Annotated in this window: 6 protein-coding genes and 1 riboswitch; of the genes, 4 read left to right on the top strand and 2 right to left on the bottom strand. The window is 48.6% G+C overall.

Annotated elements, in window-relative coordinates:
• The first annotated feature begins 74 nt into the window (after window positions 1–74).
• From uvrA to lysC, 3 genes are all read left to right on the top strand, one after another.
• Window positions 75–2,912, top strand: a complete 2,838-nt coding sequence (gene uvrA / locus L9P36_RS01835) for an excinuclease ABC subunit UvrA (protein ID WP_237464480.1) — start codon at window positions 75–77, stop codon at window positions 2,910–2,912.
• 3 nt (window positions 2,913–2,915) lie between these two features.
• Window positions 2,916–4,643 (top strand): O-antigen ligase family protein, encoded by a 1,728-nt coding sequence (locus L9P36_RS01830; protein WP_237464478.1) that lies wholly within the window; start codon window positions 2,916–2,918, stop codon window positions 4,641–4,643.
• Between the two features lie 72 nt (window positions 4,644–4,715).
• Window positions 4,716–4,884: riboswitch (Lysine riboswitch) on the top strand.
• A gap of 148 nt (window positions 4,885–5,032) precedes the next feature.
• Window positions 5,033–6,322: a lysine-sensitive aspartokinase 3 gene (gene lysC / locus L9P36_RS01825; RefSeq protein WP_237467825.1), complete on the top strand. Its 1,290-nt coding sequence runs from the start codon at window positions 5,033–5,035 to the stop codon at window positions 6,320–6,322.
• Between the two features lie 98 nt (window positions 6,323–6,420).
• Here the strand turns inward: lysC and metH are convergent, their stop codons facing one another.
• Window positions 6,421–10,131 carry a methionine synthase gene (metH, locus tag L9P36_RS01820; protein WP_237464476.1) on the bottom strand — a complete coding sequence of 1,237 codons (3,711 nt, stop codon included), beginning with the start codon at window positions 10,129–10,131 and terminating at the stop codon, window positions 6,421–6,423.
• 224 nt (window positions 10,132–10,355) lie between these two features.
• Between metH and L9P36_RS01815 the strand changes: the two genes are divergently transcribed.
• The gene (locus L9P36_RS01815) at window positions 10,356–11,696 is read left to right on the top strand and encodes a cation:proton antiporter (RefSeq protein WP_237464475.1); all 1,341 of its coding nucleotides are present in this window, start codon (window positions 10,356–10,358) and stop codon (window positions 11,694–11,696) included.
• Window positions 11,697–11,789: 93 nt separating this feature from the next.
• On the opposite strand, the gene metA is transcribed toward L9P36_RS01815, so the two are convergent.
• On the bottom strand, window positions 11,790–12,743 hold the full coding sequence (gene metA / locus L9P36_RS01810; protein ID WP_237467824.1) for a homoserine O-acetyltransferase MetA: 954 nt from the start codon (window positions 12,741–12,743) through the stop codon (window positions 11,790–11,792).
• Between the last annotated feature and the right edge of the window lie 5 nt (window positions 12,744–12,748).

Raw genomic sequence — 12,748 nt, 5'->3', positions numbered from 1 at the left:
TCACAGTTAGTGATTGCGTATTTTTCCCGCTGTGCGATACTTGCTGCTCGTCATTTGCTCAGTGAAGTAGTGTTATGAACCATATCGAAGTCCGCGGAGCTCGCACCCATAATCTAAAAAATATCAGTCTTGAGCTCCCTCGCGATAAACTCATTGTGATCACCGGCCTCTCAGGCTCAGGAAAGTCCTCCTTAGCCTTTGACACCCTCTATGCCGAAGGGCAGCGCCGCTATGTGGAATCACTGTCTGCTTACGCTCGTCAATTTCTATCTTTGATGGAAAAACCCGATGTGGATCATATTGAAGGATTGTCGCCTGCGATCTCCATTGAGCAAAAATCAACCTCCCATAACCCACGCTCAACGGTGGGGACCATCACCGAAGTCTATGACTATCTTCGCTTGCTTTATGCGCGCGTCGGTGAACCTCGATGCCCAACCCACGACACGCCGCTGGCCGCACAAACCGTCAGCCAGATGGTGGATGAAGTTCTGAACTTGCCTGAAGGCAGCAAGTTGATGCTCCTTGCTCCGATTGTACGCGAGCGTAAAGGGGAGCATGTGAAAACGCTGGCCAATCTAGCCGCTCAAGGATTTATTCGTGCACGCATTGATGGTGATGTGTGCGATCTTTCCGATCCACCAAAGCTTGAGCTTCATAAAAAACATACCATCGAAGTGGTGGTGGATCGCTTTAAGGTGCGTGATGATCTTAAGCAGCGCTTGGCTGAATCTTTTGAAACGGCACTGGAGCTTTCCGGCGGCTTAGTGCATATCGCTTCCATGGAAGAGATTGAAGCGCACAACAAAATTTTCTCAGCCAATTTTGCCTGTAACCATTGTGGCTACAGTATGGCTGAGCTTGAGCCTCGCCTATTCTCCTTTAACAATCCAGCAGGCGCTTGCCCAACCTGTGATGGTTTAGGCGTTCAGCAATATTTTGATGCCAATCGTGTGGTGCAAAATGCCGAACTCAGTCTTGCTGGCGGAGCAATTCGCGGCTGGGATCAACGTAATTTCTATTATTTCCAAATGCTCAATTCACTAGCAGAGCATTATGGCTTTGATCTGCATGCGCCTTTTAATGCACTCCCGCAAAAGATTCAAAACATCATTTTGCATGGATCAGGCAATGAAGAAATTGAGTTTCGCTATGTCAATGACCGTGGTGATACCCGCGTAAAACGCCACCCCTTTGAAGGGATTTTGAATAATCTTGCTCGTCGTTATCACGACACGGAGTCCAATGCCGTCCGTGAAGAGTTAGCCAAGTATGTGTCGACCAAACCTTGCGCCAGTTGTGATGGTTCGCGTTTACGCCTCGAAGCTCGCCATGTCTTTATTGATCAAACGAACCTACCGCAAATCTGCGAAATGAGCATTCAACAGGCCATGGACTTTTTTGACTCGCTGAAATTTAGCGGGCAAAAAGCGCAAATTGCCGAAAAAGTACTGAAAGAGATTCGCGAACGCCTCTCCTTCTTGGTTAACGTCGGCCTCAATTACCTGAATCTCTCACGCAGTGCAGAGACCCTTTCTGGTGGTGAAGCACAGCGGATCCGTTTGGCAAGCCAAATTGGTGCTGGGTTGGTGGGTGTTATGTATGTTCTTGATGAGCCATCCATTGGTTTGCATCAACGTGATAACGAGCGACTACTCAAAACCTTGAATCATCTTCGTGATCTTGGCAATACCGTGGTGGTGGTTGAGCACGACGAGGATGCCATTCGCCAAGCCGACTATATCGTCGATATCGGTCCAGGTGCTGGTGTGCATGGTGGCCAAGTGGTTGCAGCGGGTGACTATCAAGCCATTATTGACACCCCAGAATCACTCACAGGCCAATATCTCAGCGGCCAACAACAGATTGAGTTACCAACTGAGCGCGTGGCCTTCGATCCCAAACGCGTTGTCACCTTAAAAGGCGCGACAGGTAATAACCTCAAAGCCGTTAATTTAACCTTACCTGTCGGCTTATTTACCTGTGTAACTGGCGTTTCTGGCTCGGGTAAATCAACCTTAATTAACGACACCTTCTTCCGTATTGCCCATCGCGATCTCAATGGTGCAACTGTCAATGAGCCGGCTCCTTATCAAGCAATTCAAGGTTTGGATCAGTTTGATAAAGTGATCGATATTGATCAAAGTCCTATTGGTCGTACGCCGCGTTCAAACCCAGCCACCTACACAGGGATCTTTACCCCAATTCGTGAACTATTTGCTGGCACGCAAGAGTCACGCGCGCGCGGCTATAAAGTAGGCCGCTTTAGCTTTAACGTGCGCGGCGGTCGCTGCGAAGCCTGTCAGGGCGATGGTGTGATCAAAGTTGAAATGCACTTCTTACCGGATGTCTATGTGCCTTGTGATAGCTGTAAAGGAAAACGCTACAACCGCGAAACACTGGAGATTCAATACAAAGGTAAATCCATCGACGATGTGCTTGAAATGACTGTCGAAGATGCACGTGAATTCTTTGACCCAGTTCCCGTAATTGCGCGAAAACTGCAAACCTTAATCGATGTCGGTTTATCTTATGTTCGCCTTGGCCAAGCCGCGACCACCCTCTCCGGTGGTGAAGCACAACGCGTTAAATTGGCGCGAGAACTATCAAAACGCGATACAGGTAAAACGCTGTATATTTTGGATGAGCCAACCACAGGTCTACATTTCCATGATATCAAGCAGCTACTGACCGTTTTGCATCGTCTGCGTGATCATGGCAATACCGTGGTGGTGATTGAGCACAACCTTGATGTTATTAAAACAGCTGATTGGATTGTGGATCTCGGCCCTGAAGGCGGCAACGGCGGTGGTGAAATTATTGCCCAAGGCACACCAGAGCAAGTGGCTCAAGTGAAAGGATCGCACACGGCGCATTTCTTAAAACCGATGTTGCACATTAAAAAATCATAACCGATGAGCAAGACACTCTATCTACAAGGAACGCAACTTGAACCCATGCAAGCCAGTGAGAAATCACTGGCTCTGCCTTTTTTCACATGTATTGCATTGTTTTACTTAGGGACCATGCATTACTTTCAACCACACTCTGGTCGTGAAGGACTTGAGTTACCTTTTAATGTGCTATCCATTCTTCCCTTTGGTTTCGCTATCGTTTTAGGGATTGCACAGGCATTCATCCGAGGCAATGTTCAGCTCAATCGCTATAGCGTAGCAATCACAAGCATCTGTTTACTGCTCTCCATCCCATTCTTCTATTCGACAACAGAATCATCATCCAGCCTACTGCGCATGGTTGGTCTTTGGAGTGGTGGTTTATTTTTTATCGCTTGGCAGCAAATTCATCTACGTCGTAAAAACGCACAATTCTGGCTCATTGTTAGCGCTGCAGTCATCGAAACACTATTCGTGTGGGGACAGCGATTATATTTCACGCCTGAACTATCTGATATGCAATACGGTATATTTGAGTACAAAGAAAGCCTCAGCGCATTTTTGCTCATCGCCGCAGTACTGTCTTGCTACCTCTATGTTCATCGTTCAACTGCATATCGCTGGTCTGATGCAGCCACGCTTCTTAGCTGCGTTTTATTCTTGAGCCTTTTGCTCGAAATCCATGCATTCAAGCAACTACTGATTTTCTGTGTGTCTCTAGCGCTACTCATCTACGGTCATTGGCAAGCCCATCGTAAAAAACGCCTCTATTTTCTAGTCACTTTGCTAGCCACTGCTTTTGTCTTCCAATTATTGCTGCAAGGTTATATTGAGCGTCTTTCACAATTCAATTGGCATGATATCTCATCACAACTCACGCTTTGGCAACAAACGTTGGTTCTCTTTCTGAAGCAGCCTTGGCTTGGTTATGGCTATGGCAACTTTGGGCAAATCATCGCTCAGCAGTATGCGGTGCAAGGCATCATGCCAACAAACATGACCCATTACCCTTCGCATCCGAATAGCGAGCTGCTCTATTGGGTGGTTGAAGGCGGCGTCATACCACTGATTGGCTGTGTTATTTTTGCTTATGTGCTGATATCACTGGCTAAATCACAACATCATAGTCAGCAAATCACTTACCTTGCGATCATCTTACCGTTATTGATGCAGTTGCTGACATCGAGCCCATTTGAAAACGCTTTACCTTATTGGCTCACCTTTCTACTCATTGTTTGCTATTTTACACCACGAAAAAGCCAGCCCTATGCCATTGCAACTTGGGCAAATAAAACGTTCAAATTTGCCATACCTGTGCTTTGCATCACGCTGAGTCTATTCGTCATCACCGCACTACATACATCAATGCAACTACATCGTATCGCTCATCATGATACGGCTCAGTCCACCTTTTTACAGCAGCACACCATCTTCAACACCAGAGCACAGCCACAGCAATATCAGGCAACCCTATATCAGCAGCAACTCGCTCTCGCAGTTACAACCAACGATTTAACTGCTGCGCGCAACTACCTGAACTGGGCGAAAAGATACACCACGCATCGTGTCGAGCTGGATCTCTACCGAGATATGTTAATAGCCTGCTATCTCCTTAAGGATGATGTTCAAATCGCGCAGATTCAGCGTGAGGCCGCAATGCTATTTCCAAACCAAGATGTGAGTATGGATGCCTCACTCAAAGCACAGATCGACCTGCGCCGTATAGAAAATCAACCAACAGAAAAATAAAGACGTTTGTGATTGTTGACAAAATAACCACAACTGTTTATCAATAGTGCATCTTCAAATCGCATGATGCGATCACTCAGAAGAGGTGCGTTACTCAGGTAGTCGTCGGGGAGACCCGCTCAAGTCCGACGATCAGGGGAGTAACGCCGAGGCCAATGCCTGCGGGACGGGCAAAGGTCGGCTACGAGGGCTGAATCCCTCGGGCTGTCACCGCCATCGGCGGTGGAGAGCTTCTGATATGGCACCCGCTTACGCCCCGCCACGTCAGCTCTCCTAACAATGGACGTTGGGAATTATCCCGCAACATGAAGTAATTACGCGGAGTTACACAAGTGAGCCCTATTACCGTAGCAAAATTCGGCGGCACCTCGGTGGCCGATTTTCAAGCCATGAGCCTCAGTGCGCAAGTGGTGGAAAACAACCCTTCAACACGTTTAGTGATTATCAGTGCCTGCTCAGGTGTTACCAACCTATTGGTCGAACTGGCCAATGGCGTTGATGCCGCCCGTCAGCAAGCACTACTTAGCCAACTGCAGCAAATTCACTACAGCATTTTGGATGATCTGCAACAAGGCGATAGCGTCAAATCTGATATTGATGCGCTACTCGATGATGTCGCTACACTGGCAAAAACAGCAGCCATGGCATCGTCAGTGCAAACCACAGATGCACTGGTTGCCTGTGGTGAATTGCTATCAACCCATATTTTTGCGCAACTGCTTCGCGAACGCGGCAATAATGCAGCGCGTTTCGATATTCGCGATGTGATGCGTACCGATGATCAATTTGGCCGCGCCCAGCCACAACTGGAAGCCATTCGCGAATTGGTACAATCCCAGCTGGCACCGCTGTGCCAACAGCAGATGATCGTATCACAAGGTTTTATAGGCCGTGATGCGCAAGGCAATACCACCACCCTAGGTCGTGGTGGTAGTGATTACAGCGCCGCGCTTCTTGCTGAAGCCATTGATGCGGGCACCCTTGAGATCTGGACCGATGTTCCGGGTATCTACACCACAGATCCCCGCATTGCCCCCAAAGCTGGCCCAATTGCAGAAATCAGCTTTAGTGAAGCCTCTGAAATGGCGAACTTCGGCGCTAAAATTTTGCACCCATCGACACTGATCCCAGCAATTCGCCAGCAAATTCCTGTCTTTGTTGGCTCATCAAAAGCGCCAGAACAAGGCGGCACTTGGGTCCGTAAATCAGCTGACAGCTCACCGCTGTTCCGCGCTTTAGCGCTGCGCAACAACCAAACCATGGTCACTTTGCACAGCCTAAATATGTTCCATGCCTACGGTTTTCTTGCTGAAGTCTTTAAGATTTTGGCCAAGCATCGCATCTCGGTCGATCTGATTACCACCTCAGAAGTAAGTGTGGCACTGACCTTAGATAAAACCGACACCAGTGGCGGCGCGCCGCAACTTCCAGCAGCAGCCCTTGAAGAGCTCTCAGAGCTATGCCGCGTTGAAGTCGAGCAAAACCTGAGCTTGGTTGCGCTGATTGGTAACCAAATGAGTCACACCAAAGGTGCCAGCAAAGCGGTATTTGAAACCCTAGAAGATCATAATATTCGAATGATTTGCTACGGTGCGAGCACCCATAACCTGTGCTTTATGGTCTCAGCCGATGAAGCCAAAGAGGTGATTCAAAAACTGCATGAAGCACTTTTTGAATAAACAACACAGCAGCAATGGTTCAAAAAAGGCGCGAATTTCGCGCCTTTTTATTGCTAAAGATGATCAAATCTTCACTGAGGAACCACAAACTTACCCGCTTACGCAGTGACTACCACTTTGCTTGCTTTAAGCTCTAAGTTAGGTGCCAACCACTTTTCAGCCGTTTCTAAATCCCAACCTTTGCGCTTAGCATAGTCTTGCAGTTGATCCTCTTGAATCTGTGCCACAGCGAAATAGCGAGACTCAGGATGAGAGAAGATCCATCCTGATACCGAAGCGCCTGGCCACATCGCATAACTTGTGGTCAGCTGCATGCCCGTATGCGCCTCAACATTGAGCAAATCCCAAATGGCCTGTTTTTCTGTATGCTCTGGACACGCAGGATAACCGGGCGCCGGACGGATCCCTTGGTAGTTTTCTCGAATGAGCTCTGCGTTACTGAGTTCCTCATCAGGACAGAAACCCCAAATTTTAGTACGCACTTCTTGATGCAAATATTCCGCAAAAGCTTCTGCCAAGCGATCGGCCACCGCCTGAATCATAATGGCGTTATAGTCATCACCCTTGGCTTTATAGGCATTGGCTAGCGCCTCTTCACCGATACCACCAGTTACCGCAAAGGCACCAATCCAATCCGCAAGTGCCGCGCTTTTCGGCGCAACATAATCACTCAAACAATAATTAGGACCGTTTCGCTTTTGTGTCTGCTGACGAAGATGATGCAAACGCACGCGACATTGCTGCCGTGACTCATCAAGATACACTTCGATATCATCATCAACGCGGTTTGCAGGGAAAATGCCGCACACCCCTTTGGCCTGCATTAAGCCTTCTTGTTCAATACGATCCAGCCATTCGTTGGCATCGGCGAATAGCTTTTGCGCCTCTTCACCCACCAGCTCATGCTGCAAAATGGCCGGATATTTGCCCGACAATGACCAGGTCATAAAGAAAGGCGTCCAATCGATATATTGACGCAAGGTTGTAACCGAGACTTGATCATAACAATGCACGCCAGGTTGCACCGGTGCTGGCGGCTGATAATTTTGCCAATCCAAAGGCACCGCATTGTCACGCGCAGCCTGCAGCGACACTGGTTTCGTGCGCGGCGTTTTACGTGCATGTTGCTCGCGCACAATCTCATATTCATCGTTAAGACGTGCAACAAAATCAGGCTTCAAATGTGGTGCTAACAGCGAGGTACAAACCCCCACAGCGCGCGATGCATTGGGCACATAAACCACAGGCTCACTATAGTTTTGCTCAATCTTCACCGCGGTATGTGCTTTTGAGGTGGTGGCCCCACCAATCATCAAGGGCAAATCAAAGCCTTGACGCTCCATCTCTTTGGCAACATGCACCATTTCATCCAAAGATGGGGTGATTAAGCCACTCAAGCCAATAATGTCCACCTGCTCCTCTTTGGCCACTTGCAGGATCTTCTCACAAGGCACCATCACCCCAAGATCGATGATCTCAAAGTTATTGCACTGCAGCACCACGCCCACAATGTTCTTACCAATGTCATGCACATCGCCTTTCACTGTGGCGAGCAAAATTTTACCGTTACTTTGCCCCGCCTGTTTTTGTGCATTGATATAGGGCTCAAGATAGGCCACCGCTTGCTTCATCACTCGCGCTGATTTAACCACCTGCGGCAAGAACATTTTGCCCTCACCGAAGAGATCGCCCACTACGTTCATGCCTGACATCAGTGGCCCTTCAATGACTTCTAAGGGTTTACTGGCTTGCGCGCGCGCGACTTCAGTATCTTCCACAATAAACTCAGTGATCCCTTTGACCAGCGCATGCTCAAGGCGCTTTTCCACGGGCCAAGTGCGCCACTCAGCAGCACTGTTATCCACCTCGTGGCCCACGGCGTTTTCACGATATTTATCGGCAATTTCAAGCAGACGTTCCGTGCCATCATCACGACGATTGAGCACCACATCTTCAACGGCTTCACGCAATTCATCAGGCACATTGTCATAGATCTCAAGCTGACCTGCGTTGACGATCCCCATATCCATACCGTTTTTAAAACAGTGGTAGAGGAATACCGCATGAATGGCTTCGCGCACGTAGTTATTGCCGCGAAAGGAGAAGGACACGTTAGAGACGCCGCCTGAAATCATCGCATGCGGCAGCTCGCGTTTGATATCCGCCACAGCCTCAATAAAATCAACCGCGTAATTATTGTGCTCCTCAATCCCCGTCGCGACGGCAAAGATATTGGGGTCAAAGATGATATCTTCTGGCGGAAAACCAACCTTCTCCACCAACAGATGATAAGCGCGGCGACAGATTTCAATCTTGCGCTCACGGGTATCGGCTTGTCCCACCTCATCAAAAGCCATGACGATCACCGCAGCGCCATAACGACGAACCAGCTTAGCTTGATGAAGGAATTTCTCTTCCCCCTCTTTGAGCGAGATGGAGTTCACGATTCCCTTGCCTTGAATGCACTTTAAACCCGCCTCAATCACTTCCCATTTTGAGGAGTCGACCATCACCGGCACTTTGGCAATTTCAGGCTCAGAGGCACAAAGATTGAGAAAACGCTGCATGCATGCCAACGCATCCAGCATCCCTTCATCCATATTGATGTCGATGATCTGCGCGCCATTTTCCACCTGCTGCTGCGCAACCTCTAAGGCCTCATCATATTTTTCCTCTTTGATCAGTCGCTTAAATCGAGCTGAGCCCGTCACGTTGGTTCGTTCACCGACATTCACAAACAAGGTTTCAGGTAAAATAGTCAGCGGCTCAAGTCCAGAGAGACGACAAGCCACTTGCAGCTGAGGTTTAGCGCGCGGCGTCACACCTTCAACCGCTTCGGCCATAGCGGCAATATGCTCAGGCGTGGTACCACAGCAGCCCCCCACCATATTTAAAAAGCCAGATTGCGCCCACTCGGCAATATGCTCCGCCATATCTTCTGGTGACAAATCGTATTCACCAAAGGCGTTGGGTAAACCTGCGTTGGGATGGGCGGATACAGCACATTCGCTGATGCGCGATAATTCTTCCACATAGGGACGCAGCTCATCAGGGCCCAAGGCACAGTTCAAACCAAAGGAGATGGGGTTAACGTGGCGCAGCGCATTATAAAAAGCTTCTGTGGTTTGACCGGAAAGTGTGCGCCCCGAGGCATCGGTAATGGTGCCAGAGATCATCACCGGCAAGCTGTAACCTAAGGATTCAAAGACCGAGTCAATCGCAAATGCAGCGGCTTTAGCATTGAGAGTATCAAAGATGGTTTCAATCAAAATGATATCAGCGCCGCCTTCAATGAGCGCTTCAGTGGACTCCATGTAAGCCGTCACTAACTGATCAAAACTGACATTGCGGTAACCAGGGTCATTCACATCCGGTGAAATCGAACAGGTTCGGTTGGTAGGACCTAATACGCCAGCAACATAGCGTGGTTTATTTGGCGTTTCAGCACTCCACTGATCAGCCAATCGACGTGCAATGGTCGCCGCTTGCAGGTTAATTTCACGACTGAGCGATTGCATCTCATAATCAGCCATGGCAATGGTGGTGGCATTAAAGGTATTGGTTTCAATAATGTCCGCACCCGCAGCTAAATAAGCATCATGGATATCAGCAATGATCTTAGGCTGAGTGAGCACTAACAAATCATTGTTGCCTTTGACGTCGCAATGCCAATTCGCAAAGCGCTCACCACGGTAGTCAGATTCACTGAGGCTATAGCCTTGGATCATGGTGCCCATACCACCATCAATCAAAAGAATTCGTTGCTTCAGTTGTGCTTCGATTTGTTGTTTGATTCTACTTCCTGTCACGAGACCGCCCCATCCTTGTTGCGCTGATTTATCCATGATTCAAGCACAGCTTGATTTGTTCTTCATCCTACCATAGTCAATATAGAAATCTAGACGTCCATATCCGTTCGACGCAATCGTTTATATTACAAATGTTGCGACGGCGTTATAAAACCGTTTGATCTTTGACAAGTCGAGGCTGACAATTATATCCATACAACCATTGTGTGCTTGGAGCACCCAACATGTCTGTCTATTACACCCTTTGCTTCCTGTCCGCAGCGGCGATGATGATTGCCTTTATCAATCATAAAATCGGCCGCATGCAAACCACTATTGCCATCACCGCAGGTGCGCTGATCCTATCTCTTGGAATCGTTATCGCCGGCCAACAAGGTTGGTTCCAACTCAATCAAGTAGCCAAGCAGACCATTGAGAGCATCAACTTTAACGAGTTCCTGCTCAATGGTGTGCTGGGCTTTTTGCTTTTTGCTGGCGGTCTTGGCATTCGTCTGCCCAATATGGCGGATCAAAAGTGGGAGATCACTTTGCTGGCACTTGGTGCCACCATCATCTCTACCGTCGTCATCGGCCTTGGTTTATTTGGCATTTGCTGGCTTATCGGCATTCCACTGAATCTCATCTACTGCTTGCTATTTGGCGCACTGATCTCGCCAACAGACCCGATTGCAGTGCTGGCGATTGTGAAAAAAATGAATGCGCCTAAACGCATATCTAGCCAAATTGAAGGTGAATCTCTGTTTAACGACGGCTTTGGCTTAGTCATTTTTGTCACCCTTTACACCTTGGCCTTTAGCTCAGAATCACTCACAGTCATGCATGTGGCTGGCATCTTCTTACAAGAAGCCATTGGCGGCATTGTCTTTGGTTTCTTGCTCGGTCTCATTTTCCACTACCTCATTAGTGCCACCGATGACCACTCCATGGAGCTGTTGCTGACCATTGGTGTTCCAACGGCAGGTTACGCACTCGCCAACACCATTGGCGTTTCTGGCCCGCTCGCCATGGTGGTTTCAGGGATCATGATTGGTAACTGGACCCGCTATGTCGGCTTTTCAAAAGAGAGTGAACAGCATCTGGATCACTTCTGGGAATTGGTCGATGAGTTCCTCAACGGCGTGCTGTTCCTGCTCATTGGTCTCACCATGCTGCTCTTCACCTTCCATGCTGAAGACTGGATTTTGATGTTCTTGGCCATTCCTTTAGTTCTTGCTGCGCGCTGGATCAGTGTGCGCGCCACCTACGTTGGTTTTAATCGCTTCCGTAGCTACAACCCGCTCTCTGTGCCAATTTTGACTTGGGGTGGTTTGCGTGGCGGTTTGGCGCTGGCCATGGCGATGACCATTCCAGCCGGAATTATGGTGATCCCTGACAAACACATCGATGTTCGTGAAATCATGCTGGTGATGACTTACTCCGTGGTGGTTTTCTCCATTTTGGTACAAGGCTCCACCATCACCCCAATGATTCGCAAAGCCAATGCTATTGAAGCAGAGCGCGAAGCAGCACTCGCAGAAGCGCAAGCCAATGCGCAAACTGCTGGTGAAGGTAAAGCTTCAGAGTAACGCGCTAAGCATTGCCAATGAACGCACTCGCGACTCACTGGCATTTGGTAATAAAAAAGCTGCTCATGGAGCAGCTTTTTTGATCGTCGTGATTTAGTCCTGACTATCATCATCCTTGGTGAAATTAGCCTCGGAAAAGTGATTCAAATCATAGGGCGTTTGCTGATAGACGCAGTAATTAAGCCAATTGGAAAACAGCAGGTGCCCATGACTGCGCCAGCTTGCTCGCGGTGGCTGATTAGGGTCATTGTCAGGATAGTAATTCACCGGAATCATAGGCTCCATCCCTTCACCAACATCACGCACATATTCATTATGCAGGGTCAGTGCATCGTATTCGGGGTGACCCGTAACAAAGACATTGCGCTTGTCTTTGGTCGCCGCGAGATAAACCCCCGCGTCTTCTGAGCTGGCCAAAATATCGAGATCCGTATGCTCGGCCAAATACTCAGTTGAGAAATCGGCAAAGCGGGAATGCGGCGCCAGAAAATAATCATCAAAACCACGTAGTAGCGGGTGACATAGATGATGCGTACGGTGCTGATACACCCCAGACAATTTTACTTTTCGCGTGCGCTTTGGCAGATCATAAAAGAGCTTTAACGCCGCTTGTGCCGCCCAGCAAACAAACAGCGTTGAGGTCACATGCTGACGCGCCCAGCTCATAATGGTCTGCAAGTGATCCCAGTAGATCACATCCTCAAATTGCACCAAACCCAACGGCGCACCGGTAATGATCAAACCATCGTAATTTTTGTCCTGAATCATCTCAAACTGACGGTAAAAGGTATTGAGATGCTCAGTCGGGGTGTTCTTGCTCGGACGATTATCAATACGCAGCAGCTCAACATCAATCTGTAATGGAGAGTTGGAGAGTAGACGTAAAAATTGTGTTTCTGTCTCGATCTTTTTGGGCATCAGATTCAGCAGTAACACCTTGAGCGGACGAATATTTTGACTCATGGCGCGGCTTTGCGTCATGACGAAGATGTTTTCTTTACGCAGCGTTCCTGCTGCAGGCAATTGATCAGGAATATTGATCGGCACGGCAG

It is taken from the genome of Vibrio stylophorae, from assembly GCF_921293875.1.
Lineage (GTDB): Bacteria > Pseudomonadota > Gammaproteobacteria > Enterobacterales > Vibrionaceae > Vibrio_A > Vibrio_A stylophorae.
The sequence above is the reverse complement of the archived record's forward strand: the minus strand, read 5'-3'. Positions and strand labels throughout refer to the sequence as shown.

Excerpts from the sequence above, each read along its gene's own strand:
- uvrA (WP_237464480.1), top strand. The coding sequence starts at position 75 with ATGAACCATATCGAAGTCCGCGGAGCTCGCACCCATAATCTAAAAAAT.
- lysC (WP_237467825.1), top strand. The coding sequence starts at position 5,033 with ATGAGCCTCAGTGCGCAAGTGGTGGAAAACAACCCTTCAACACGTTTA.
- L9P36_RS01830 (WP_237464478.1), top strand. The coding sequence starts at position 2,916 with ATGAGCAAGACACTCTATCTACAAGGAACGCAACTTGAACCCATGCAA.
- L9P36_RS01815 (WP_237464475.1), top strand. The coding sequence starts at position 10,356 with ATGTCTGTCTATTACACCCTTTGCTTCCTGTCCGCAGCGGCGATGATG.